Source organism: Oceanimonas baumannii (assembly GCF_002245495.1).
Taxonomy (GTDB): Bacteria; Pseudomonadota; Gammaproteobacteria; order Enterobacterales; family Aeromonadaceae; genus Oceanimonas; species Oceanimonas baumannii.
Map to the genome: position 1 here is coordinate 95,637 of NZ_NQJF01000005.1, position 23,590 is coordinate 119,226.

Sequence of the window (23,590 nt, forward strand, 5' to 3'; positions counted from 1 at the left end):
TTTAACATGACCATAGATACCAAAAAGCTGCTCGAAATCGATCGCAACACCGTGTTTCACGCCTCTACTCACCTGAAGCAATATGCCCATGGGGAAATCGGCGGCCGCATTATCACCGGTGCCGAAGGTATTCGTATCAAGGACTCCGAAGGCGTTGAGCTGGTTGATGCCTTCGCCGGCCTGTATTGCGTGAATATCGGTTATGGCCGCACCGAAATGGCCGAGGCCATCTACGAGCAGGCCAAGAAACTGGCCTATTACCACACCTACGTGGGTCACACCAACGAGGCGCTGATCGAACTGTCCGAACGCATCATCAAGATGGCCCCGGCCGGCATGAGCAAGGTGTACTACGGCATGTCCGGCAGTGATGCCAATGAAACCCAGCTCAAGCTGGTGTGGTATTACAACAACGCCCGCGGCCTGCCCCAGAAGAAGAAGGTGATCTCCCGGGATCGCGGCTACCACGGCTCCAGCATTGCCTCCGGCTCCATGACCGGCCTGCCGTTGTTCCATGCCCATTTTGATCTGCCGCTTGAGCGCATCAAGCACACCATCGCACCGGTTTACTACCGCCGCGAAGACGACAACATGAGCGAGCTGGAGTTCTCCAGGTACTGCGCCGCCAAGCTGGAAGAAATGATCCTGGCCGAAGGCCCGGACACCGTTGCTGCCATGATCGGTGAACCGGTACTGGGCACCGGCGGTATCGTACCGCCGCCCGAAGGCTACTGGGCCGAGATCCGCAAGGTGCTCGACAAATACGACATTCTGCTGATTGCCGACGAAGTAGTATGTGGTTTCGGCCGTCTGGGCTCCGAGTTTGGTTCCATCTATTACGACATGAAGCCGGATCTGATCACCGTGGCCAAAGGCCTCACCTCCGCCTACCAGCCGCTGTCCGGCGTGATTGTGGGCGAGAAGGTCTGGACCGTGCTGGAGCAGGGAACCGATCAATGGGGTGCCATCGGTCATGGTTACACCTACTCCGGCCACCCCATCGGTGCTGCCTCCGCCCTGTGCAACCTGGACATCATCGCCCGTGAAAACCTGGTCGGTAATGCCCGTGACACCGGTGCCTACCTGCAGCAACGCATGCAGGAAACCTTTGCCAACCACCCGCTGGTGGGTGACAGCCGCGGTGTCGGCCTGCTGCACGCCCTGGAATTCTCCAGCAACAAGACCAAGCGCGAGCATTTCGATCCCAACCTCAAGGTCGGCCCGCAGATTTCCGCCGCCTGTCTGGAGCAGGGTCTGATCGCCCGCGCCATGCCCCACGGCGACATTCTGGGCTTTGCTCCGCCGCTGGTGGTGACCCGTAACGAAGTGGACGACATCGTTGAGCGCACCCTGCGTGCGGTGAACAAGGTGACCGACAAGCTGATCAGCAGCGGTGACTGGAACGCCAGATAACCCGGCGCTGCCCGCTCCGGCATCAGCCGGCCCACAGTAAACAATAACCCAGCGAGGATCGTCCACCGGTCCTCGCTTTTGCGGTAGCAACGTATAAAGAAGAGGCAACGGATGCCAGCAACGACCTTTATCCCCGATCCGCATCAGATGTACCTGGCCCGGCAGGCATTGCAGGGCCAGGTGGTGCGAACGCCGCTTATCCGCTCCGAGTCGCTATCCCGTCGTTTCGGCTGCGAAGCCTGGCTCAAGCTGGAAACCCTGCAACCCACCGGCGCCTTCAAACTGCGCGGTGCCACCTTTGCCATGAGCAAACTGACCCGCGAGCAACGCCAGCACGGAGTGGTTACCTGCTCTACCGGCAACCACGGCAGGGCCATCGCCTACGCCGGCAACAAACTCGGCATTAACACCATTATCTGTATGTCCAGACTGGTGCCGGCCAACAAGGTCACCGCCATTCGCGAACTGGGTGCCGAAGCCCGGATTATCGGCGACTCCCAGGATGAGGCCGAAGTGGAAGCATTACGGCTGGTCGCAGAGCAGGGCATGAGCTATCTGCCTCCTTTCGATCATCCGGATATTATTGCCGGCCAGGGCACCATCGGTCTGGAAATTCTGGAGGACTTACCAGACGTGGACACCATCTTTGCCGGCCTCTCCGGCGGTGGCCTGCTGGGCGGCATCGGCATTGCCGTAAAAAGCATAAACCCGGCCATCGAGCTGATTGGTGTGTCCATGGACAAAGGTGCCGCCATGGTCGAAAGCCTGCAACAAGGCCGGCCGGTACAGGTCACCGAATACGCATCCTTTGCCGACAGTCTGGGTGGAGGCATCGGGCTGAGTAACCAATACAGCTTCCACGCGGTACGCCAGGTGATGAGCCAGTCCTATCTGGTCAGCGAAAGTGCCATCGCCCGCGCCATGGTGCACTTTGCCAGGCAGGAAAAAATGCTGGTGGAAGGTGCCGCCGTGGCCGGCGTGGCGGCCATGGAGCAGCACCGGCTGGACATGCGTGGCAAAAAAGTGGTGTTTGTGATCAGTGGCCATAACGTGGCGCTGGAAACCTTTGACCAGGCCCGGTGCCTGGCTGCCATCCCATCCTGACCAGATCCCCTCATCAAGACACCCGCTTTGGAGCAACAGATGAAGATTTATCACCAGGCACAGATAGCCAAAGTAACCGGCCTGACCGCCGATGCGCTGGCGGCGGTAGAAGCTGGCTTTGCCGCCCTGGGGCGGAATGAAGTCGCCATACCACCGGTACTGAACATGAATATCAGTGAAAGTAATGGCGAAGTGGATGTTAAAACCGCCCATATTCGCGGAAAAGACAGGTTTGCCATCAAGATAAGCCCCGGCTTTTTCGACAATCCCAGACTCGGCCTGCCCAGCCTGAACGGGTTGATGGTACTGTTCTCGGCCAAAACCGGCCTGGTCGATTCGGTGTTGTTTGACGAAGGCTACCTGACCAATATCCGCACCGCCCTGGCCGGGGCCATCGCCGCCAAACACCTTTCACGGCCGGATAGCCGCTCAGTGGCGGTAATCGGTGCCGGTCTGCAGGCCGAACTGCAGGTAGCCGCCCTCACCCTGGTGCGCCCCATCCGGGAAGTGCATGTCTTTGCCCGCAACGCTGACAAGATGGCCGCTTACCAAAAGCGGATGGCACAGCAATATGGTTTGCCGGTGACGGTGCACACCAGTGCGGCTTCCGCCTGTGCCGCCGCCGACATAGTGGTAACCACCACCCCCGCCTCCAGTCCGGTGCTGCACTGGACCGATCTGCGCCCCGGTACCCATGTGACCGCCATGGGCTCGGACAACAGCCACAAGCAGGAGCTGGAGCCCGCCATTCTGGCCAATGCCGACGTGTTGGTGGTGGACAGACGAGCACAGTCGGAGGTGATTGGTGAACTTCATCATTTCCCCGGCCCCTTTACCCGGCCGGTATTCGAACTGGGCCAGGTGGTGGCCGAACACCTGCAACTGCGCACCAACGCACAGCAGATCACCGTCTGCGATCTGAGTGGCACCGGAGTGCAGGACACCGCCATCGCCAACTATACCGCCGACCGCCTGCACGGCTGATCCGCAGACCTGACTTTCAACCATTATCAGATGGCCGCTTCCCGGCCATCTACGGATAGCCGATCCCGTTCGGCTGTGATTGCAAGGATACACAGCATGAGTCTCGTCAACGATCCCTTTACCGCTCTGGAGCAGGTTTACTCCTTTTATAACGATACCCGCCGGGCACAGCTCCGTATCGGCCTGGTGCAACTGGCAAGCGATTACACCCTGGAAAACGACTGGCACCGGCTGGCCGGACCCGGGGTTGAGATTTACAGCACCCGCCTGCCCTGCAGCAGCCAGATGACCCCGCATGCCCTCAGGGCCACCGGTGAACATATTGCCGGTGCTGCCGCTCAAATAGCACCGGGACTGTCACTGGATGTCATGGCCTTTGGCTGTACCTCTGCCAGCATGCTGCTTGGCAATGACACCGTTGCCGAACGCCTGACCCGGGATCGGCCGGGGCTGCCCGCCACCAATCCCTGGCAGGCCAGCCTGTCGGCATTTCAGCATCTGGGCATTCACCGACTGGCGGTACTGACGCCTTATCAGACCGAGGTGAACCGGCCACTTTACCAGGCCCTGCAACAGGCCGGCATTGAAGTAGTGGCCTTCGGTGCCTTTGGGCTGATGCTGGACACCGAAATTCCCTCCATCCATCCCGATGCCATCATGGCAGCCTCGGCCGCCCTGCTGGATGGCTGCCAGGCCGACGGCATCTTTCTGTCCTGTACCAACCTGAAGACACTGGCGGTGCTGGAGCCGCTTGAACAAGGCTTTAACCTGCCCGTGGTGAGTTCCAACCAGGCCATGTACTGGCATGCCCTGCGCCTTGCCGGCCGTCAGCCGGACCAGCCCGACGTTGGCCGCTTGCTGCGCCAGCAGACAAAAGGCCCCTGATAGCAAGTCGTTTCCGTTACCCATCAGGCCGCTTTCAGCACAACCCGCACCCTGCGAACACGCCATGCTGAGCTCTATTTTTATACTGCAGAGGCCCTTATGACTCCTCACCAAAAAGGCGTAATCCTGACCCTGGCCGGCGTGACGGTGCTGAGCCTGGATGCCCTGCTGATCCGCCTTATCAGTGCCGATCACTGGACGCTCCTGTTCTGGCGCGGGCTGCTGCTCAGCCTGAGCCTGGCCGTGTTTTGCCGGCCCAAAGCGCGGTTACCGCGCCGGCTGCTGCTGGGTTCGGCGCTGTGCTATGCCGCCACCACCATTACCTTTGTGCTGGCCGTGCGCCTCACCAGTGTCGCCAATACCCTGATCATTCTTGCCGCCGCCCCGCTGGTGGGTGCCCTGCTAAGTCGCCTGGTGCTGAAAGAGCAAATCACGCTGCGCACCTGGATGGCCCTGGCGCTGTGCCTGGCAGGACTGATGCTGGTGATGTCGGGCAGCCGGGAAGGCAACCTGACCGGCGATCTGGCCGCGCTGCTGTGTGCCGTCTGCCTGGGCAGCAAACTGGTTTGCGACCGCGCCGCCCGCCCGGCCAATATGGCACCGGCACTGGTACCCGCCGGCCTGATTATCGCCCTGGTGGGTTTTACCCAGGCACCGGTACTGACCGTACCGGCCACCGATGCAATCTGGCTGGGTCTGCTTGGCCTGGGCGTGGTGCCCCTGGCCTATGCCCTGATCAGCCAGGGGCCACGTTATCTGCCGGCGGCAGAAGTGGGACTGCTGTTGTTACTGGAAATGCTTCTGGGACCACTCTGGGTCTGGCTGATACTGAACGAGCCGCCAGGCAGAGAAGCCGTGCTGGGTGGCCTGGTGGTACTGACCGCCCTGCTGCTGCCACGCTTGCCGCGGCAGCGCCGCGCGCATTCGGCAACGTCAACGTCAACGCCCGGAGCCTGAGCACCGGCGATCTGACGATAGCAGAACGTCGTTAACGGCGATTATACTTCGGCAATATCATAGTCCTGACGCTGTTCTATATTGTGCTGGGACTATTTCTGGATGGTATTTCCATTACCGTCATGAGCCTGCCCATTACCTTGCCTATCGTCCTGCAGGCTGGCTACGATCCAATCTGGTTCGGAGTATTTCTGGTGATCATGGTGGAGCTGGGGCAGATAACCCCTCCGGTGGGTTTCAACCTGTTCGTTCTGCAGGGGCTCACCGGCGAGCATATCGGCCGGGTCGCCTACTCAGCCCTGCCATTTTTTATGCTGATGTGTCTGGCGGCGGCCCTGGTATGCGTTTACCCGGGGCTGGCACTGTGGCTGCCTCAATGGCTTGCTGGCTAACAACTCTTAGAAAAGATAATAAAAAGCACGCTCCATGTGGAGCGTGCTTAGGGGGAATCTGCACTATCGTCAGTAATCCACTTCCATCTCGTAGTCAGTCTCGCAACTGACAACACAATACGTCTTCAATGGCCTTACGTGCCTCTTCACGCTTGACCCGTGCTTCGTTGAACATGGTCGCAATTCCTTCGATGGCACCAAAAATCGCCGCCATGCGAAGTGGCAAAAGTTGCTGTGGCTGTGTCACAAACGGACGGAACACATCGATTAAAACATCACAGAAAAAATCACGAATCACGCGCCGGACATGGCGATGATCCGGATACGCCATAAGCGCGAAAACCACTTCTTCATATTCACGGCCGTTTTGTTCCACACATTCGAGATAGGCATCAGAAAAGAGCTGAACGGCTTCATCAAAACAATTCGCCTGGTGTTCGATTTTTGCGTTCATGGTCTCGACAAAAATCTTGTCACACCTTTTATAGATTGCGAGCAGTAAACTTTGGCGGGTTGCAAAGTGATTATAAGTGATTGGCTTTGTTACCCCCGCCTCTTGTGCGAGGGTAATGAGTGTCAGGGCTTCAGTCCCTTTTTCCCGGATGATCTGGGTTGCCACATCCAGCAGTTGATCGCGGCGGGCTTCCTTGGTCAGTCGAGTTACCACCTTTTTCTCCAGTTAGCGTTGTGCTAGCGGAACCTTAGGAAAATCAATCTTCGTTTGCACGATGTTATTGACCCAGTTGCTGAACGTATTGAGTGCCGTCCACGCCGCGACCTGGATCACCAGTTGTTCGGTCATTCCGGCATCACAGGCATCTTGTTTATCCTGTTCTTCAAGGTGCCCTTTTTTCTCAAGCAACTGTTCTACCAAATTCAGTAACGCTTGTTCGTAAGGATCTGTTGATTGACCAAGCTGTGCTTGTTCACACTCATCCAAACTCAATCCCGCACGTTTTGCGGAGAAGGTATGGCCGCTGACACAGTAATGACACCCGTTGTAATTAGCAACAGCAAGGGAAATAAGTTCACGCTGGCGCTCGTTGAGCTGGCCATGCGCTTCGATGGAATTTACAAAATCGAGATAACCACTTAATGCACCACCATCAATACCGAGTGCCGCAAAAAAATTGGGTACCATGCCGTACTGCTCTTTAAAGCTTTTCAGGATGGGGGCCGCAATTTCGTCAGCGGTATCGATGGTACGCAGGTTAAGTTCAAGCATGCAAGGCTCCGTTACAGAATATGAGTAAGTAAAGAATGAGTCAGCCCCATCCTGTTCAATAACCACCAATCAAATTACCAATGGTAACTTAAGCTTAAGTATACATTTGGTAACTTGTTCGTCAAGGGGTATTTTAGTGATCACTAAAGTTTATTCAGGTCCGTGCAGTGCCAGATATACAGCAAGGCCCCCCCGACTCACACAAGCCATAACCAGAAGTAATCAGTAGCAATAACATTAAATGTATTGAACCTGTGCTCTTTTCCGCCTAGCCTCGCCTATCGGGTGATAAACGGTTCATTCTCATCACATAACATCTCAAAACAGGATCCATCACCATGGCGTTTCCCGGTTCAGACCGTCCCGATAACCGATTTTATTTTCTCACCGGGGTCAAGGAGCTGCTGCCCATGGTGCCCGGCGTGTTGCCCTTTGGCCTGATCGCCGGAGCCAATGGCACCAGCCTTGGCTTTTCCCCTGAAATGACCCTGGGCATGACACTGCTGTTTTTTGCCGGCTCGGCCCAGCTGGCCGCCTATCAGCTGATTCAGGATCAGGCGTTACCCGCCATCATCGTTTTTACCGCCCTGATGGTGAATATCCGCTTTCTTATTTACAGCGCAGCCTTTGCCCCCCTTTTGCATGATCTGAAAACCCGCCACAAGTGGCCACTGGTCTATCTGCTAAGTGATCAGGCCTATGGTTTATGCGCCTCGCGGTTCTCTCCTCAGGATAATGGCCGTGAAAAGCTGTATTACTACATCGGTGCCGCGTTTGCCCTGTGGGTAAGCTGGGTCGGCTCTGTCGGCCTTGGTCTGCTGGTCGGTGAGCAAATCCCGGCCGAATGGTCTCTGGAGTTCGCCATTCCTCTGGCTTTTCTGGCCATGCTGGTTGCCAATATCCGCGACAACACAGCGCTGGTGACGGCAACCTGCTCCGCCATACTGGCTATCGCCCTGAGCGGCTTGCCCTATAACCTGGGATTTGTTGCTGCGATTATCGGCGGTACTGCACTTGGCCTGTTAGCGAGCACCTTGCTCATAAAGAAACGGACTCATCCTGATGAATGAAACCACGTTATGGATCATTTTTATTGCCGTCGGTATCGGTACCTTTCTGATCAGGCTGTCGTTTATTCAGATTCACGGCAAGGGCATGGTCCGGCTGGATAAATATAAAAAGGTACTGCACCTGCTCGCCCCGGCCGTGCTGGCCACCCTGTCCATCCCGGCTATTGTGCAGCAAAACAAAACACCGGACCTGCTGGCCAGCCTGCCAGCCCTGGCTGCCGCCGCTGTCACTGCCGGACTGGCCTGGCGTTTTCGGGGCGTGTTCTGGCCCCTGTGCCTGGGTATGCTCACTTTCTGGATCATGCGTTATACCCTGCCGTGACAACATTCAGAAACCATCAGACAAGATCGCCCCGTGAATAAAACAACACCTGTCGAAATAGGGATCATTCTGTATTCCGGAGCTCAGCAATCGGCCGTTCTGGGACTGACTGATTTGTTCAATATGGCCAATCGTATCGCCATTAATGATCACCGAAGCAATGTCCCGGCCTTGCGCATCAGCCACTGGCAAACACAGGATCCGGATGTCCCGCCCCACCGCACCCCGGATAGTTGCCCGGAAGCACCACCGGGCCAACTGATGGCACTGATCCTGCCACCCAGTCTGAACACCCCCATGAGCGTTCAGGAAGCCGCACATCTGGCTCATTGGCTGCGCGAGCGGCATGCCGAGGGCATTATTCTGAGCTCGGTATGTGCCGGTGCTTTTGTGCTGGCCGCCACCGGCCTGACAGACAACCGCCGGATGACCACCCACTGGACTCATGCCGACGCACTGCAACAGCGTTTTCCATCGGTGCAGGTAGATACCGACAGATTGATCATTGATGACGGCGATATCATTACTGCCGGCGGGCTGATGTCATGGCTTGATCTGGGACTGCAGCTGGTGGATCGCCTTCTCGGCTCCGCTGTCATGCTGGAAACAGCCCGCATGCTGCTGGTTGACCCACCCGGCCGGGAACAGCGTTACTACAGCGTGTTTTCGCCTTGTCTGACACATGGCGATGCGGCGGTGCTCAGAGTCCAGCACTGGTTGCAGGCCAGCGGTGCCAAAGACGTCGCCCTGTCTACCCTTGCCGCCCAGGCCAGACTGGAACAACGCACCCTGCTACGTCGTTTCCAGAAAGCCACCGGTATGACCACCACAGAGTATTGCCAGCGTCTGCGGGTCAATCGTGCCAGGGAGTTACTGCAATTCAGCACAACCACCATTGAGCGGGTGGCATGGGAGGTTGGTTATAGCGATACCGGCGCATTTCGCAAAGTATTCATGCGCATCGTGGGCCTGACACCAAGTGAGTACAGACGCCGCTTTGGTAGTGCTACCACCTGAAAGCAACAATAAAACAACACTTCTGACTGTCGTTATTACCCCGGATATTGTCGTGCACGACACTGTTCGCGTTGTGCCCGGACGAGCACAATGTTCTTTCCATTCATGAGGAGAGAGCACAATGAAAAAATGCGCCCTGATCGTTATTGATCTGCAGAATGAATACCTGCCCACCGGAAAACTTCCCCTGTCCGGCATCGAAGCCGCCACGGCCAATGCCGCCAGTGTCATCGCTGATGCTCGCGAAAGAGGCATGCCTGTCATCCATATCCGCCATGAATTCGCCAATAATGAAGCCCCGTTGTTTGTGCCGGGCACTTCCGGAGTTGAAATTCAACCTTGTGTCGCTCCCGGCCACGACGAGCCCGTTATCGTCAAAAATTATGTCAATTCATTCCGTGAGACGAACCTTAAACAGCAGCTTGAGTCCCGGGGAGTAGAAAGCGTCGTCATTATCGGTGCCATGAGCCACATGTGCGTTGATGCGGGCGTCCGCGCCGCTGCCGACATGGGCTACCCGGTCACCGTACTGCACGATGCCTGCGCCACTCTGGACCTCACATTTAACGGCGTGACCGTGCCGGCCGCTCATGTCCAGGCCGCCATGATGGCAGCCTTTGAGTTCGGCTACGCCACCGTCACCTCCACCGCAGCCTATCTGGCCCGGAGCTGAACAACAGTGGGGCAGACCGCACATTCTGCCCCGTCTGACAGCACAAAAAAGCCGGCCAACCGGCCGGCAAGGTAGTGCTTGGAGACGTATCACTATTCGGTTCAGGACAGGCCGTGCAGCTCTTTCCAGTTACCAGGGTGCACCACATAACCAAAGAGGGCGTGGCCGCCGTATACCAGCTCGGTGCCTTCGGGGATCCACAGCATCTGGCCGGGGCGTACTTCGTGCTTTTTACCGTTGGCGGTCAGTTCAAAACAACCTTCAATCACGAACACCACTTCATCATAAAGTACGGTCCAGGCCACTTCGGCCCCTTCCCAGCGGGCAAAGCCCACCCCGATGTTCGGTGACACTTCCGGACTCAGGGCCCGGGCCACCCAGGCCATACCGGGCGTGTCGCCCCGCACGGTAAAATCCAGTTGCTTGCTGTCAATCAGTTTTACTTCTTTCACAATTCACTCCTGCTTTGCCATCTGGCGAGGCGAATACGGCTTTTCACGCCCACTCCCAGAAAGGGCTCGGGCGGGTTCAGACTGGGCATGCCGGTAACCTGACGAATATCCCGTAACAACCGGGAATCTGATCCTACAGCCATCTCTGCCATCAGGGTGCCGGAAATGGTGCCCCAGGCCGCACCCACGCCGTTGTCACAGGCACTGGCAAACACGCCGTCCTCCAGTTCACCAAAGAAGTTGGTGAAGTTACGGGAAATGGCATAAGCACCTCCCCAGGTATGGGTAAAGGGCACCCCGGCCAGATCCGGATAACGATCCAGAAACGCCTTGCGATGGTCGGCCTGAATTTTCTGGCGCATCCGCTCGCTGACGCTGGCACCGTATTTGGGCACATGCTTGTAGCTGTTGCGGATCAGAATGCGCCGGTCGGCGGTCATGCGCAGCGTGGTGCCGGCGTGATCCGCCGGGGTCAGACCCCAGTTCAGCTCACCACCATAGCGGGCCAGCTCGTCATCGGTCAGTGGCCGGGTCCAGCTGGCAAACGTCATCACCGGCAGCAGCCGGTTTTTCAGGTAACCGAACTCGCGGGTAAAGATACTGGTGCCCAGCAACAGGGTCGGCGTCAGGATCTCGCCGTTATCCCCCTGCAGCCACCACTGATTACCTTCACGGCGCAGCGAACGGATAGCCGACTGCTCCAGCAGCTCCACGTTGCCGGGCAGGTGTTCGGCCATGCCGCGCACCAAGGCCGCCGGCTGCATCAGGTAACACCCCGGGGTAAAAATCGCCTTGCGGTAAAAACCGGTGCCCAGCACCTTGCCCAGTTCGGCTTGCTCTACCCAGTGGTAAGGCTCGCCCAGATCCTTCATCAAATGTTCGAAGTGCTCGAGGAAGGCAATGCCGCGCTCCCCCACCGCACCCTGATATTTGCCCACGGCAGACCACTGGCAGTCGATGTCATGGCGCTCCACCAGCCCCTGCAACTGGGCGATGGCCGCCCGGTTCAGACCCAGCAGTTTCTGCTTGTGTGCCGGATCCGGATGCTCCAGGGCAAACTTGTGAGGTAAATCAATCACAAAGCCGGAGTTGCGCCCGGAGGCACCTTCCGCCACCCGCTGGGCATCCACCAGCAGAATACGCGCCTCGGGTTTGAGCTCAGCCAGCCGGCGGGCTGCAGCCAGGCCGGCAAACCCCGCGCCCAGCACGGCGTAATCGGCCTGTTGCCGGCCCTTGAGCCGGGTGACGGGCGCTGCCGGTGGCAGCGCCTGATACCAGCCGCAGCTGTTATCGTCGTTAGGTAAGGCAATCATGATGTTTTCCTCAGGCCGCGCTTCGAGCCGGATTAAGTTGTTCCAGCCACTGACCGCGCTGGCTCTGCAGTGCACTGCCCAGCAGCGCAAACCCGTTCAGGCTGCCGTCCGGGCCATAAAAACCGGCCGCCAGCTCTTCGCCGTGGGCTTCCACCCGCCACTCGCCGGGGCCCATGGCCGGCTGTACCGACAATGGCAGCACCGGGGTTTTCACCAGCACCGGCGTGGCCTTGAGCGCGGCCTCGGCGGGCTGGCCCAGCAGACCGCTCACCAAGGCAGGAATGGCCTGATTGATAGGAGCGATATAGGGTGCCCACTGCCCGGCTACTTCGGCACAGTCGCCCAGAGAGAAAATGGCCGGATCGCTGGTGGCGTGAGTCAGATCAACGCTGATTCCGCGTCCGGTAGTCAGGCCGGCCGCCTGCGCCAGCCCGGTATTGGGCCGCAGACCCACCGCGCTCAGCACCAGATCAGTGGCCAGCTCGGTGCCGCTCTGCAATTGCAGGCGATAACCGTCACCGTCGGCTGCAATGTGGGAAATGCTGTCCTGCAGCGCCCATTCCACACCCAGGCCGCTCAGGGCCCGTTGCAAGGCTTCACCCAGGGGCTGCGGGATCAACCGCTCCATCGGCCACTGGCCCAGTCCGACCACAGTCACCGCAATGCCCTGAGCCGCCAGATCATTGGCGAACTCGCAGCCGATCAGGCCATCACCGAGAATGGTAACGTGCTTTTTACCCGCCAGCTGTTCGCGGAAACGGCGGTAGTCCAGCAAATCGTTCACGCTGATCATGGCGCTCTGTTCACCCGCCACCGGAATAACAATGGGGGAAGCACCGGTGGCCAGCACCAGGCGGCCGTAAGGATATTCACCAATGCTGGTGTGCAGCCGCTTGTTGTCCCGGTCGATTTTTTCCACCCGGGTATGGGGATAAACCCGCACGCCCAGACGTTGTTCCCAGGACAGCGCGGTTTCGCTCACCAGGCTGTCGCCGTCCTTGCCCAGCGCCAGGGCATTGGACAAGGCCGGCTTGCTGTAAAGGGCGCCGTCATCGGCGGTAAACAGGGTAATGGGCAGTTCGGGAGAGCGGGCACGCAGTGCCGCCGCCAGCTGATAGCCACCGTGACCGGTACCGATAATCACCACCGGCTCCAGTTCAGGCTCGGCCGCCGGCGTTACCGCCTCGGCCACCGCCACCACAGGTGCCGGCTCTTCGTCGGTGATCTCGAGCATTTCGAAGTCTGCCTTGCCCACCAGGCAATCGGGGCACAACCAGTCGTCCGGCACATCTTCCCAACGGGTGCCCGGGGCAATGCCGTCAGCCGGCCAGCCCTTGGCTTCGTCGTAAATCAGTCCGCAGATGATGCATAACCACTTTTTCATCTTCCTCTCCCCACTACCCTGTTACTGCTTTGCTTCAAGCCGGTGATGGCCCATCTCAGACCAACACCGGATCTTTCCTTGTTACTGTCAGCCCTGACGCAGGCGAATGCCGATATTGCGGGTCTGAACGTAGCTGTAAATGGCTTCCTGTCCTTTCTCGCGGCCAAAGCCCGACAGGCCCACGCCGCCAAAGGGCGTTTCAATGCCGCCGGCAAACCATTCGTTAATGAACACCTGTCCGCCCCGCAGCCGGTTGGCTACGCGCAGGGTCTGATTCAGACCTTCACCAAATACCCCGGCCACCAGACCGAAATCGGTGCCATTGGCCAGCGCCACGGCGTGGTCTTCATCGTCGAAGGGCATGATCACCAGCACGGGACCGAACACTTCTTCCCGGGCAATGCTCATGTCCGGCGTCGCCTCGATCACGGTGGGTGCCACAAAATAGCCGGACAAGTCCGGGGCCACACCGCCGGTGAGCACGGTCGCGCCCTCACTGCGGGCCTGCTCGATCATCGCCAGCACGCGCTGCTGCTGATCTTCAGACACCACCGGGGTGAGATCCGGGTTGCCTTCACCCTGACCAATGGTCAGGCTCTCGGCCAGAGCAACCACGGCAGCCTTGACTTCGTCGTAGCGGCTGCGCTGCACCAGCAGGCGGGACATGGCAGAGCACACCTGGCCGGCATTAAAGAAGATGCCGACTTTCACACTGGCCAGCAGGGTGTCGAGATCCACATCTGCCAGGGCGATGGCCGCAGACTTGCCGCCCAGCTCCATTACCGACGGGGTGGCCCGTTCGGCGGCATCGCGCAGAATGCGCTGGCCGGTGGGCACGGAGCCGGTGAACACGATCTGGTTGGTGTCAGCATGCTGCACCAGATGGCTGCCCACTTCCGAGCCCTTGCCACACAGCAGGTTAACCGCGCCTTTGGGGAAACCTGCCTCTTCCACGGCCTTGATCAGCAGGGTCATGGCCAGGGGCGAAATTTCCGGTGACTTGATCACCACGGCATTGCCGGCAGCCAGCGCCGGAGCCAGTGAGCGGGCACAGATGGACACCGGGAAGTTCCAGGGCACAATCTGCACCGACACACCAAAAGGCACGTACTGGGTAAAGTCCACATAGTCCTTGCCCAAGGGCACCGAAATGCCCTCAATCTTGTCGGCCATGCCGGCGTAATATTCAAAGTAACGGGCCGCTTCAATAAATTCATCGCGGGCGTCATTCAGGCTCTTGCCGTTTTCCCGGCAGCCCACCAGGCCGCCTTCGTCGGCAATGGCACGGATGGCCTCAGCCGCCTTCAGCATCCAGGTGGTACGCTGGGCCGGACGCACGTCGCTCAGGGCGCCGCTGTCCACACAGCGGCGGGCGGCAGCCATGGCCGCATCAGCGTCTTCAATGCCGGCCTGGGCAACAGTGGCGTAGGCTTCACCGGTGCCCGGATTCATGACAGTGAGTTGGCGGGACGCATCCCGCCATTCGCCATCTACGTAATTCAGATAATGTTGCATGCTCAGTCCTCCAGGGCAGCTTTGGTCTGGGTGGCCAGCCATTTCTGGAAGAAATGGGTAGGCAGATCCATCTCGGGCGAGAACACACCACCGCCGAAACCAGGGGAATGACGGCCACGCTGCATGCCTTCTACCGCACCGATGTCTTCGCCGAACACCACACGCCAGGACTCCAGGGTGGCGGTGCGGCAGGCAGCGTATTCATCGCTGGTGGCTTCGTCGCCAACATAGTAGAGACGCAGCCGCTCAATGGTTTTTTCCGCGTGAATGGGGTCAATCATCATGGCGAAAGCGTGATCCGCCTGAATGCCCAGCAGCACATTGGGGAACAGCGCGACGTATTCGGCATGACGCAGCTTGTCTTCCGGCCAGCCGGGGAACTTGGGCAAATGCGTGCCGGCGGTGCCGGAAAGGTCGTATTTGTAGCTGCCCTGTCCCGCAAAGCGGTCTTCAAACATGATGTTGTAGTGATCTTCCAGCTTGGAGTAAGTGTTCAGCGCCGGGTGTACCCAGGGCAGATGGTAGGCTTCACAGTAGTTTTCTACGGTCAGCTTCCAGTTGCTCTGCACTTCAATTTCCAGGTGGCCGCCCATATTGACCCGACGCAGCTGGCTCAGGCCATCGCTGCCAATAAACTCGTTCCAGCGGGTTTCCAGCGGTGCGATATGCTCTTCGAAAGAAGGCGCATCACCGGACAGGTTAACGAAGACCATGTCCATCCAGATGGCAGAGCGCAGTGGCTTGAGGCCATGCTTCTCGCACTTGAAGCGGTCATCCTTATGCTTGGCAATGCCGCCAATGTGCGGGGTGCCCTTGAGGTTACCGTCCAGATCATAGGTCCAGGAGTGATAGGGGCAGCGGATCATGCCCTGCACTTCGCCGGCTTCATGCACCAGCTGCATGCCGCGGTGGCTGCAGACGTTATGGAACACCTGCACTTCCCCGTCTTTATTGCGCATCATCAACAGCGGCAGCCCCATAAAACTGACCGGCATCACGTAACCGTTTTTAACCAGATCGGACGCAAAACCGATACAAGCCCAGGTACGGCCAATCACCTTGTCGCGCTCAAAGGCAAAGTATTCCTGACTGATGTAGGCGGTATTAGGCATGCCGCTGGCTTCTACAATCGGGTTCAGTACGCTTTCAACCTGCTGAACAGGAATAATGGTTTGGCTGACGTTGCTCATGTTGCTTTCTCCACAGTAACGCAGCAGTGGCTGCGTGATTCCTTGTTATGGGCACACTCCGGTGCCGATGGAGTGGATTCTGGTTAACAGGACCGCAACAAACAAACGACTTTTTAGCCGGGTGTTAATGAGCTTTTGTCATCCGTGTAAAATGTGATTCAAATGTAACCACCCTGATATTTTCTCCTGTAGTTCTGACTCTGCCGCATGAGTTGTCATCACTGACGCATGAGAAAAAATAGGTTGAGCGCTTATGCTGCTATCCCTAACCTCACGGCGTTAACAACTGATTAACCAATTAGCGTACTACGCAGAGGGAGGAGTTATGCGTGCTACATCCGGGATCCTGAAAGGACTCAACCCAACGGTGACCATCGCCTCCAAGGTGCTGGTCATCGGGTTCGTATTGTTTTGTGCCATTATGGCCAACCAGGCTGGCCAGTATTTTGAAACCATTTCCGGTGCCTTGCTGCACAACATGAAATGGTTTTATTTGCTGGTGGTCAGCCTGGTGACTGGCCTGCTGCTTTATCTGATGCTCAGCCGTTTTGGTCATATCCGGCTGGGCAAGGACGACGAAAAACCCGAGTTCAGTTACCTGTCATGGATTGCCATGCTGTTCTCGGGCAGCATGGGCATTGGCCTGGTATTCTGGTCGGTGGCCGAGCCCATGTGGCACTATGCCAGCAACCCGTTTGCGGAAGGGCTCACCAACGAGTCTGCCCGGGTATCCATGTGGCTGACCTTCTTTCACTGGGGCCTGCACCCCTGGTCTATCTTTTTGATCGTAGCCCTGGCGCTGACCTATTTTTCCTACCGTAAAGGACTGCCGCTGACCCTGAGATCCATTCTCTACCCGCTGATCGGCAATCGTATTTACGGCCCCATCGGCCATACCGTGGACATTCTTACCGTTGCGGTTACCGCCTTCGGTATCTCCCAGACTTTGGGCATGGGGGTGATCCAGATTAACTCCGGGCTGAACCAGGTCTTTGGCACCAGCATTGGCTTTGGTGTGCAGCTGCTGATTATTGTGGTGTTGTGCACCTGCGCCGTGGTCTCTGTGCTGTCGGGAGTCGGCCGGGGCATCCGCCGGCTGTCGGAATGGAATATGGTGCTGTCGGTCCTGATGGTGCTGGTCGTACTCTACATTGGCCCTACCCGCTATATTCTGCACGCCTTTCTGGAAGGTGTAGGTGACTACAGCAGCCAGGTAGTGGGCATGAGCTTCTGGAGTGACACCCAGAAAGATTCTGGCTGGCAAAACTGGTGGACCGCCTATTACTGGCCCTGGTGGATGACCTGGGCTCCCTTTGTGGGCATGTTTGTGGCGCGCATTTCCAAGGGCCGTACCATTCGTGAGCTGATTGGCGGAGCCCTGATTGTGCCGACCCTGATGACCTTTTTGTGGATGGCGGTATTTGGTGGTTCGGCGCTGAAGGTAGAGCAGGAAGCCCGGGTAGCCTACGAGCAACAGGCGGTGGTACTGGCCGAGGCCGGTGAACCGGCTCAGGAAGCCTTTGCCGGCGGCCCCATTCTTCAGGCCACCAAGAAAGATACCACCCTGGCGCTGTTCACCCTGTTTGACGAGCTGGATGCCGGCGCCATGGGCAAGCTGCTGAGTGTGCTGGCCTGCCTGTTGCTGGGTACGTATTTCATCACCTCGGCAGACTCGGGCACCTTGATCCTCTGCACCCTGGACTCCTTGGGTAATCCGGAGCCTCCCAAACCCATACGGATTTTGTGGGGCATTATGATTGCGGCCATTGCCGGGGTATTGCTCTATGCCGGTGGCCTCAAGGCGATGCAAACCGCATCCATTATTGCCGGCTTCCCCATCTGCATCTTTATTGCGGTCATGAGCATGACGCTGGTGCACAGCATCCGGCGTGAGCCCAAGCCCTGGGCCATGGTGCCCGACAATGTGCGCCCGGCACCGGCCAAGCTGGACGGCTCGGTTCAGCCGCTGTTTGAAGAAACCGCTGAGGCCACTGGCACTGTGGATCTGAGCTCGCCCGTGATCAACAAATAACCGGCTATTCGCACACAAAAAAACCGGCATGCAAAACATGCCGGTTTTTTTATTGCCGCGGCCTGGGCTGAGTCTCACACAACTGCGGTGTCTGCGGAATGGATTCCCGTTTTCACGGGAATGACTACGAAGCGGGCGGGAATGACTACGAAGCGGGCGGGAAACACCGCCTTACTCGGACTGTTCATGCAGGCCTTTTTCACCAACCTGGCCCGGTAATTGTTCCAGCAGCCAGCTACGGAACGTTTTCACGCTGTTGGGCACCACGCCCCGGTTCAGCGGCTCCAGCATGCAGAAACTGGCCGGAGTACGCAGCACTGTGTCTACTGGCCGCACCAGGGCACCACTTTCCAGGTATTCATCCACCAGCGAGCCCCAGGCCAGGGCGATACCCTGACCATTAAGGGCAGCCTGGATCAGCATGGGATAATTATTGATGTTAATCCGGTTACGGGGCGTAATGGGAGACCAGCCAACCTGCTCAAACCACTCCTGCCAGGAAAGCCAGTCGCGCTGGGATTCATCCAGATATAGCAGTGTTCTGCTAAACAGTTCCTCAGGTGAGGCCCCATTGTTGTTACGCTCCAGATAAGCCGGGCTGCACACCGGAAACACCTCTTCGGGGAACAACTCGGTTACCTGCATTTCGGCCGGTGGCAGGCGGCAATAAAACAACGCAATGTCACAGTCCAGCCGGCGAAAGTCGGTCACCTGATCCGATGCCAGAATACGTAAATCCACTTCACCATGCTGCTGCTGAAACACCGCCACCTTGGGCAACAGCCACAACGCCGCCATGGCATTGGTGGTGGCCACGGTAATTTGTTGCTCTCCCTGCCATTTCTTGATTTCACCGGTAGCGCTGGCCACATCCAGCAGCGCCCGGTAAATGGTCTGATAATACTGCATGCCCGTTGGCGTAAGAGAAATATTACGGTTGGCCCGCACAAACAGATCCTTGCCGAGGTATTCTTCCAGCTGACGGATCTGCCGGCTGATCGCCCCCTGGGTCACACTCAGTTCATTGGCGGCCAGGGTAAAGCTGAGATGGCGGGCCGCCGCCTCGAACACAATAAGGCTGTTCATCGGCGGCAGTGGCTTAATTTTCATGGTCACTCCTGACGTCTGTCGGACGGACGACTCCTGTCCCTTTTACGGCGCACTCTATCATTATTCTGATGGCCGGCCAGATTTATCAAATAGCCGGAAAGCACGAACGTGATCGCGCTCATCTTCGCCGAAAATATGACTAATGTGCTCCCGCTGAACGCGGGAGCGAAAGGTTAGTGATGCGGGCCTGTGCCCTGCGACTCAGTCGGACAGCAGCGCCGACTCAAAGGGATAGCGGGTCAGGTTTTCCACGCCGTTTTCGGTGATCAGCACCTGGTCTTCCAGCTTCACCCCTTCCTTGCCGCCCACGGCCCCCACATAGGCCTCTACACACAAGGTCATGCCCGGCTCCAGTACACCGTCGTAACCATGGCATTCCAGATCTTCCGGGTAACGGATGCAAGGATATTCATCGCACAGCCCCACCCCGTGCATCATTACGCCATAACGCTGGGCCCGGTAGGGTTCCGGCAGCAGCAGGCCGGCTTCGGTCACTTCCCGAAAGCTCATGCCCGGCTTCAGAATGCTCATATTGTGCTGAATATGGTCATAGGCCACACGATACAGGTGCTTTTGCTCCGCCGTGGGTTCGCCGTCGCCAATCAGCCAGGTACGGGAAATATCGGCGCAAATGCCGTAAGGGCCGATCAAGTCGCTGTCGAAGGCCAGCAGCTCCCCAGCCTGCACCACCCGCGGACCACACTCCTGAAACCAGGGGTTGGTGCGGGGGCCGGAAGACAAAATGCGGCATTCGATCCACTCGCCACCCCGGCGAATGTTTTCCGCATGCAGAATGGACCAGATATCGTTTTCGGTCACGCCGGGCACCGACGCCTGCTGCATCAGCTTCATGGCAATTTCGGTAGAGGCAATGGAACAACGCATGGCGTTGATCTCATCTTCGTTTTTAACAGCGCGGGCCAGCTCCATCACTTCCTGGCCGTCGCTCATTTCAATGCCAAGGCGCTGCAACTGGGTAAAGCCGGCCATTTCAATCTTGTCGACCGCCAGCCGGTTGTTACTGCCGCCATGCTCCCGCAGCACCGACTGCACTTCGGCGGCAAAACGGGCTGCGTGCTGCTCGGTTTTGTTGCCGGTTTCAAAATAGAAAAAGGCCGCCCCGCCCCGCACCTCTTTCACCAGCGGCAAATGGGCCGACAAGTGCTCACAGTTATGAAAGTCCCACAAAATCACATGACCCGCCGCCGACACAAAGCAGGCGCGGGCATGGTTGTGGGTGATCCACAGCTGCATGTTGGTGGTGTCGGTAGCGTAACGAATATTCAGCGGGTCAAACAGCAGCACCCCGGCCAGATCGCGCTTTTGCAGCTCGGCCACAATCCGCTGCAGCCGGTATTCACGCATGCGCTCCAGGGTGGGCGGTGTAATGCCCAGCGCTTCCCATTCGGCAAAGGCCAGCTCGGTGGGGCCTATCTCAACCCTGTCGTTATCGTTAAGGGAGCCATCCGGCTTAAACTGGCCCCGGCGACGGGAAGGATCAATCTTTCTGTTGGAAGATACCGACGAAAACATGCCAGCACTGTTCATGGTTTACCCCTGATGTTAGTGACACTTGCCCATGTGCGCCTTTGCGCGCAGCCATTCCTTTCCGAAGAAACGGGAATGTTAATAAAGTGTCACAACTGTAACAGGAGAAAAAGCGACAAAAAGTCAGGCTCGCATGAGCTTTACGCATGGGGAAAAGGCTCCGCCCGGCTCCACAATAGCAGTCAGGCGGAGTGACTTAAGCCGACTTTAGCCGCTGGCCATGGCCTGGGCGTAGCGGCGCGGGTTAAAGCGCAAGGTGGTTAACAGCACCACGCTCACCAGCCCCAGGTGCAGGATCCAGCCGGCAGCAAAGGTACCGGTGCTTTCCAGCAGCAGCGACACCGCCAAGGGCCCCAATGCCGCCAGCAAAAAGCCGCCACCCTGCATGAGTGCAGTCAGCACCCCCGCCTGCTGGGGCACCGGAAGATGATCCAGAGCGGTGACCAGCGACATGGAGAAATTGCCGCCCAGGCCCATGCCACACACTGCCACCCACAGCCAGGGGGCCAGCTCGGGTTGCAGCAGCAGGCCGGCAAAGCCCGCCAGTTGCAACAACAGGGTCAGCCACAGCCAGGGCCGGCGATCCTGGCCCCGGGCCAGCAGGGTAATGCCCACCGCCGACACCGCCTGGGCCACCGCCATCACCGACACCAGAGCCGCGCTGCTGGCAGCCGTCCAGCCCAGCTGCTGATAGTAGGGGGCCAGCCAGGTCACCATGGTGGAGTAGCCGGCGTTCACAAAGCCAAAACACAGCATCAGCTGCCAGGTGCGAGGCCGGGACAGCAGACGCCCGGCCAGACCCTGCTCGGGCCGGCTTCCCCCTTGCTCCAGCAGCACCTTTCGCGCGCACAGCCAGGCCAGAACCACCGGCAGAGCCAGCCAGGCCAGGGCCTGTTGCCAGTGATGCCCGGTGCCCGCCAGCCAGGGCGTAAGCTGGGCACCAATGGCACCGCCGCCCATGATCATTGCCGAATACAGGCCGGTAACCATGGCCATGCGCCCCGCAAACTGCTGCTTGATGATGCCGGGAAACACCGACTGCACAAAGGCCACGCCCATACCACAGACCAAAGAGGTAAACAGCAATGCGACACCGTTCGGCACCACCAGCCGCAAGGCCGAGCCCAGCATCAGCAACGCCAGCGCTGTCAGCAGCCCCCGGCGGGTACCCCATCTGGCCTGCAGATGGGGCGACGCAAAAGCGCCCACGCCCATCAGCAAAAAGGGCAGCAGGGTGATCAGCGACATACCCACATAGCTGAGGCCGGTGCTGAAGCGAATCATCTCCATTACCGGACCGGGCCCGGTAATAAAGGGCCGCAGGTTCAGGCCAACAAGCACCACCAGCAGCAGCATGGCGCCCTGCCCAGCAGCAAGAGAGCGTGATTGTGAGGTCATCTATACATTCCGGTTAAGCAATAAAAGGCCATCAGCACTTGCGCCGCATCCACCTGGTTGTGGCGGGTGGCCAGCATCAGCGCAGTGCGACCGTTGTCGTCCCGGCTTTCAAGCTGGGCGCCGGCGTTCAGCAACGCGGTAATGCGCGGGGCATCGCCATTAATGGCAGCTGCCCTCAGCTGTTGTTCCGGCTCGCCGCCGGCGGCATGGGTCATCAGTGACATCAGCAAGGCCCCCAACAAAAAACCATGAATGGAAAAACGTGCAAGCGACATGGATATCTCCCAAGCGGCGAGTGCGGCCACCGCGTCAATCTGGTGAAAGGGGTAACCCCATTGCGGCATGGTAGAAGCCCGCCGGCTTATTGAAAAATTAAATATTTGAATGGAGTCTATTGGAATTGCGAATAACTCGGCAGCCACCGTACCCGCAAGGATGCTTTGTGTTTCAGCTCTGGGGCAGCGCCTCGCGCTGATAATGGCGGTTCTTATGGGCGTACATCTGGTGATCGGCCCGGTTCAGCAGGGCCTGCACCGTGGTGCCGTCTTGCGGGAACAATGCCGTCCCCATGCTGAAGCTGCAGCGCAGGGCCTGGTCGTTAATTTGAAACACTGGCGCCATGGCCGCCTCAATGCGCGCGGTAATTTGCGCCACATCTTCTGGCTGCTTTATCTGGGTCAGCAGAATCACAAACTCATCTCCGCCCATGCGCGCCAGGGTATCTGAATCCCGCAGCAGGGGCCTGATGCGCCCGGCCACCTGTTGCAGCAGGCAGTCTCCCGCCTCGTGGCCATGGTCGTCGTTGACCTTCTTGAAACCATTAAGATCGATAAACAGCACGGCCAGCGGCACCCCGGTACGCCGGGCCAGGGCAATGGCCTGTTTCAGGCGTTCGTGCAGCGTATAGCGGTTGGGCAGGCCGGTGAGGCTGTCGTGGTGGGCCAGATACTGCATTTTCTCTTCGGCCACCTTGCGCGCCGAAATGTCGGTCACCATGTTCAGCGTGGCCGGCTCGCCCTGCCAGACAATGGCGACCCCGCTCAATTCAATGGGATAGCTGGTGCCATCTTTTTTCAGAAACAGGCTTTCATAGCGTTGAGGAGACGGATCGCCCGCCAGCCGGCGCAGGTGATTGGCCAGCATCACCTCACGAGCTGAGGGATGAATGAGCGGCATAAAGGTGGGCAGCGCGCGCAGCTCAGCCTCGCTGTAACCGGTCATCTCGCACATCCGCGGATTCAGATAAACCAGCCGCCGGTTCTGCACCACCACTATGCCCTCATGGGCGGTTTCTACCAGATAACGAAAGGAGTCTGCCCGTTCGCGTACATTCTGCTCCACGCCATCATGGCGGTCTTCCGCCCGTTGATAACGCCAAAGAGACCACACCCAGCCCCCGGCCAGCACCAGCAGCGTGACCACTGCACCCCAGGCCAGATACGGACTGACCAGGTAACCCGCTTCCGTACTTTCTATCATGCCGACACCCTATACCTTATTCCTGTTCGGTCGTTTGCCGTGTACGGCACAAATGGATTCAAATGTGCCGAATCGGGTAAGCTTATCTGCTGTCAATGGCAGGTTCCATTGATAAGCGTCGAAAACT

23 protein-coding genes are annotated in these 23,590 nt (G+C 58.4%); 11 read left to right on the top strand and 12 right to left on the bottom strand.

Going from position 1 to position 23,590, the window contains the following annotated elements; genetic code table 11:
- The first annotated feature begins 6 nt into the window (after nt 1-6).
- The 6 genes from B6S09_RS07100 to B6S09_RS07125 all read left to right on the top strand — a co-directional run bounded on the left by B6S09_RS07100 (nt 7) and on the right by B6S09_RS07125 (nt 5,735).
- Nucleotides 7-1,413, top strand: a complete 1,407-nt coding sequence (locus B6S09_RS07100; RefSeq protein ID WP_094277812.1) for an aspartate aminotransferase family protein — start codon at nt 7-9, stop codon at nt 1,411-1,413.
- A 111-nt stretch (nt 1,414-1,524) separates the two neighbouring features.
- On the top strand, nt 1,525-2,517 hold the full coding sequence (gene eutB / locus B6S09_RS07105; RefSeq protein ID WP_243832800.1) for a hydroxyectoine utilization dehydratase EutB: 993 nt from the start codon (nt 1,525-1,527) through the stop codon (nt 2,515-2,517).
- A 39-nt stretch (nt 2,518-2,556) separates the two neighbouring features.
- On the top strand, nt 2,557-3,501 hold the full coding sequence (locus B6S09_RS07110; protein ID WP_094277814.1) for a cyclodeaminase: 945 nt from the start codon (nt 2,557-2,559) through the stop codon (nt 3,499-3,501).
- Between the two features lie 96 nt (nt 3,502-3,597).
- Nucleotides 3,598-4,386 (top strand): maleate cis-trans isomerase family protein, encoded by a 789-nt coding sequence (locus B6S09_RS07115; RefSeq protein WP_094277815.1) that lies wholly within the window; start codon nt 3,598-3,600, stop codon nt 4,384-4,386.
- A 99-nt stretch (nt 4,387-4,485) separates the two neighbouring features.
- Complete coding sequence (locus B6S09_RS07120; RefSeq protein ID WP_094277816.1) at nt 4,486-5,343, top strand: DMT family transporter; 858 nt, start codon at nt 4,486-4,488, stop codon at nt 5,341-5,343.
- A 65-nt stretch (nt 5,344-5,408) separates the two neighbouring features.
- A complete protein-coding gene (locus tag B6S09_RS07125; RefSeq protein ID WP_279586645.1) occupies nt 5,409-5,735 on the top strand; it encodes a TRAP transporter large permease subunit in 327 nt (108 codons plus the stop codon).
- 94 nt (nt 5,736-5,829) lie between these two features.
- Here the strand turns inward: B6S09_RS07125 and B6S09_RS07130 are convergent, their stop codons facing one another.
- Together B6S09_RS07130 and B6S09_RS07135 are read right to left on the bottom strand one after the other, a co-directional pair.
- The gene (locus B6S09_RS07130; protein ID WP_166670286.1) at nt 5,830-6,402 is read right to left on the bottom strand and encodes a TetR/AcrR family transcriptional regulator; all 573 of its coding nucleotides are present in this window, start codon (nt 6,400-6,402) and stop codon (nt 5,830-5,832) included.
- Nucleotides 6,403-6,414: 12 nt separating this feature from the next.
- Nucleotides 6,415-6,960 (bottom strand): carboxymuconolactone decarboxylase family protein, encoded by a 546-nt coding sequence (locus B6S09_RS07135; RefSeq protein ID WP_094277818.1) that lies wholly within the window; start codon nt 6,958-6,960, stop codon nt 6,415-6,417.
- A 338-nt stretch (nt 6,961-7,298) separates the two neighbouring features.
- Here B6S09_RS07135 and B6S09_RS07140 point away from each other — a divergent pair, with 338 nt between their 5' ends.
- The 4 genes from B6S09_RS07140 to B6S09_RS07155 all read left to right on the top strand — a co-directional run bounded on the left by B6S09_RS07140 (nt 7,299) and on the right by B6S09_RS07155 (nt 10,042).
- Nucleotides 7,299-8,030, top strand: a complete 732-nt coding sequence (locus B6S09_RS07140; RefSeq protein ID WP_094277819.1) for an AzlC family ABC transporter permease — start codon at nt 7,299-7,301, stop codon at nt 8,028-8,030.
- On the top strand, nt 8,023-8,352 hold the full coding sequence (locus B6S09_RS07145; RefSeq protein ID WP_094277820.1) for an AzlD domain-containing protein: 330 nt from the start codon (nt 8,023-8,025) through the stop codon (nt 8,350-8,352). Before B6S09_RS07140 ends, B6S09_RS07145 begins: the two co-directional genes overlap by 8 nt.
- A gap of 33 nt (nt 8,353-8,385) precedes the next feature.
- On the top strand, nt 8,386-9,369 hold the full coding sequence (locus B6S09_RS07150; protein WP_208321704.1) for a GlxA family transcriptional regulator: 984 nt from the start codon (nt 8,386-8,388) through the stop codon (nt 9,367-9,369).
- 121 nt (nt 9,370-9,490) lie between these two features.
- Nucleotides 9,491-10,042 carry a cysteine hydrolase family protein gene (locus tag B6S09_RS07155; protein WP_094277821.1) on the top strand — a complete coding sequence of 184 codons (552 nt, stop codon included), beginning with the start codon at nt 9,491-9,493 and terminating at the stop codon, nt 10,040-10,042.
- Between the two features lie 101 nt (nt 10,043-10,143).
- Here B6S09_RS07155 and B6S09_RS07160 read toward each other — a convergent pair whose 3' ends face one another.
- The 5 genes from B6S09_RS07160 to B6S09_RS07180 form a co-directional block, all read right to left on the bottom strand.
- Nucleotides 10,144-10,494 carry a EutQ-related cupin domain-containing protein gene (locus B6S09_RS07160; protein WP_094277822.1) on the bottom strand — a complete coding sequence of 117 codons (351 nt, stop codon included), beginning with the start codon at nt 10,492-10,494 and terminating at the stop codon, nt 10,144-10,146.
- The gene (locus tag B6S09_RS07165) at nt 10,491-11,807 is read right to left on the bottom strand and encodes an NAD(P)/FAD-dependent oxidoreductase (protein WP_094277823.1); all 1,317 of its coding nucleotides are present in this window, start codon (nt 11,805-11,807) and stop codon (nt 10,491-10,493) included. The genes B6S09_RS07160 and B6S09_RS07165 overlap by 4 nt, the downstream gene beginning before the upstream one ends.
- Nucleotides 11,808-11,817: 10 nt before the next feature.
- On the bottom strand, nt 11,818-13,191 hold the full coding sequence (locus B6S09_RS07170; protein ID WP_094277824.1) for an FAD-dependent oxidoreductase: 1,374 nt from the start codon (nt 13,189-13,191) through the stop codon (nt 11,818-11,820).
- Nucleotides 13,192-13,278: 87 nt separating this feature from the next.
- Nucleotides 13,279-14,706, bottom strand: coding sequence for an aldehyde dehydrogenase family protein (locus tag B6S09_RS07175; RefSeq protein WP_094277825.1), 1,428 nt, complete (start codon nt 14,704-14,706; stop codon nt 13,279-13,281).
- Nucleotides 14,707-14,708: 2 nt separating this feature from the next.
- Nucleotides 14,709-15,896 (bottom strand): aromatic ring-hydroxylating oxygenase subunit alpha, encoded by a 1,188-nt coding sequence (locus tag B6S09_RS07180; protein ID WP_094277826.1) that lies wholly within the window; start codon nt 15,894-15,896, stop codon nt 14,709-14,711.
- A gap of 325 nt (nt 15,897-16,221) precedes the next feature.
- On the opposite strand from B6S09_RS07180, the gene B6S09_RS07185 reads away from it, so the two are divergent.
- Nucleotides 16,222-17,928 carry a BCCT family transporter gene (locus tag B6S09_RS07185; RefSeq protein WP_094277827.1) on the top strand — a complete coding sequence of 569 codons (1,707 nt, stop codon included), beginning with the start codon at nt 16,222-16,224 and terminating at the stop codon, nt 17,926-17,928.
- A 171-nt stretch (nt 17,929-18,099) separates the two neighbouring features.
- Here the strand turns inward: B6S09_RS07185 and gcvA are convergent, their stop codons facing one another.
- The 5 genes from gcvA to B6S09_RS07210 form a co-directional block, all read right to left on the bottom strand.
- Nucleotides 18,100-19,038: a transcriptional regulator GcvA gene (gene gcvA, locus B6S09_RS07190; RefSeq protein ID WP_094277828.1), complete on the bottom strand. Its 939-nt coding sequence runs from the start codon at nt 19,036-19,038 to the stop codon at nt 18,100-18,102.
- A gap of 201 nt (nt 19,039-19,239) precedes the next feature.
- The gene (gene dddP / locus B6S09_RS07195) at nt 19,240-20,586 is read right to left on the bottom strand and encodes a dimethylsulfonioproprionate lyase DddP (RefSeq protein WP_208321705.1); all 1,347 of its coding nucleotides are present in this window, start codon (nt 20,584-20,586) and stop codon (nt 19,240-19,242) included.
- Between the two features lie 207 nt (nt 20,587-20,793).
- Nucleotides 20,794-21,984: a cyanate transporter gene (locus tag B6S09_RS07200; RefSeq protein WP_094277829.1), complete on the bottom strand. Its 1,191-nt coding sequence runs from the start codon at nt 21,982-21,984 to the stop codon at nt 20,794-20,796.
- Nucleotides 21,981-22,259: an ankyrin repeat domain-containing protein gene (locus B6S09_RS07205; protein WP_243832801.1), complete on the bottom strand. Its 279-nt coding sequence runs from the start codon at nt 22,257-22,259 to the stop codon at nt 21,981-21,983. The genes B6S09_RS07200 and B6S09_RS07205 overlap by 4 nt, the downstream gene beginning before the upstream one ends.
- A 172-nt stretch (nt 22,260-22,431) precedes the next feature.
- The gene (locus B6S09_RS07210; protein WP_094277830.1) at nt 22,432-23,463 is read right to left on the bottom strand and encodes a sensor domain-containing diguanylate cyclase; all 1,032 of its coding nucleotides are present in this window, start codon (nt 23,461-23,463) and stop codon (nt 22,432-22,434) included.
- Nucleotides 23,464-23,590: the final 127 nt, after the last annotated feature.

Bases quoted from the DNA above. Each gene is read 5' to 3' on its own strand.
- B6S09_RS07100 (WP_094277812.1), top strand. From the start codon at position 7: ATGACCATAGATACCAAAAAGCTGCTCGAAATCGATCGCAACACCGTG.
- eutB (WP_243832800.1), top strand. From the start codon at position 1,525: ATGCCAGCAACGACCTTTATCCCCGATCCGCATCAGATGTACCTGGCC.
- B6S09_RS07110 (WP_094277814.1), top strand. From the start codon at position 2,557: ATGAAGATTTATCACCAGGCACAGATAGCCAAAGTAACCGGCCTGACC.
- B6S09_RS07115 (WP_094277815.1), top strand. From the start codon at position 3,598: ATGAGTCTCGTCAACGATCCCTTTACCGCTCTGGAGCAGGTTTACTCC.
- B6S09_RS07120 (WP_094277816.1), top strand. From the start codon at position 4,486: ATGACTCCTCACCAAAAAGGCGTAATCCTGACCCTGGCCGGCGTGACG.
- B6S09_RS07135 (WP_094277818.1), bottom strand. From the start codon at position 6,960: ATGCTTGAACTTAACCTGCGTACCATCGATACCGCTGACGAAATTGCG.
- B6S09_RS07140 (WP_094277819.1), top strand. From the start codon at position 7,299: ATGGCGTTTCCCGGTTCAGACCGTCCCGATAACCGATTTTATTTTCTC.
- B6S09_RS07145 (WP_094277820.1), top strand. From the start codon at position 8,023: ATGAATGAAACCACGTTATGGATCATTTTTATTGCCGTCGGTATCGGT.
- B6S09_RS07155 (WP_094277821.1), top strand. From the start codon at position 9,491: ATGAAAAAATGCGCCCTGATCGTTATTGATCTGCAGAATGAATACCTG.
- B6S09_RS07165 (WP_094277823.1), bottom strand. From the start codon at position 11,807: ATGATTGCCTTACCTAACGACGATAACAGCTGCGGCTGGTATCAGGCG.
- B6S09_RS07170 (WP_094277824.1), bottom strand. From the start codon at position 13,191: ATGAAAAAGTGGTTATGCATCATCTGCGGACTGATTTACGACGAAGCC.
- B6S09_RS07175 (WP_094277825.1), bottom strand. From the start codon at position 14,706: ATGCAACATTATCTGAATTACGTAGATGGCGAATGGCGGGATGCGTCC.
- B6S09_RS07180 (WP_094277826.1), bottom strand. From the start codon at position 15,896: ATGAGCAACGTCAGCCAAACCATTATTCCTGTTCAGCAGGTTGAAAGC.
- B6S09_RS07185 (WP_094277827.1), top strand. From the start codon at position 16,222: ATGCGTGCTACATCCGGGATCCTGAAAGGACTCAACCCAACGGTGACC.
- gcvA (WP_094277828.1), bottom strand. From the start codon at position 19,038: ATGAAAATTAAGCCACTGCCGCCGATGAACAGCCTTATTGTGTTCGAG.
- dddP (WP_208321705.1), bottom strand. From the start codon at position 20,586: ATGAACAGTGCTGGCATGTTTTCGTCGGTATCTTCCAACAGAAAGATT.
- B6S09_RS07200 (WP_094277829.1), bottom strand. From the start codon at position 21,984: ATGACCTCACAATCACGCTCTCTTGCTGCTGGGCAGGGCGCCATGCTG.
- B6S09_RS07205 (WP_243832801.1), bottom strand. From the start codon at position 22,259: ATGTCGCTTGCACGTTTTTCCATTCATGGTTTTTTGTTGGGGGCCTTG.
- B6S09_RS07210 (WP_094277830.1), bottom strand. From the start codon at position 23,463: ATGATAGAAAGTACGGAAGCGGGTTACCTGGTCAGTCCGTATCTGGCC.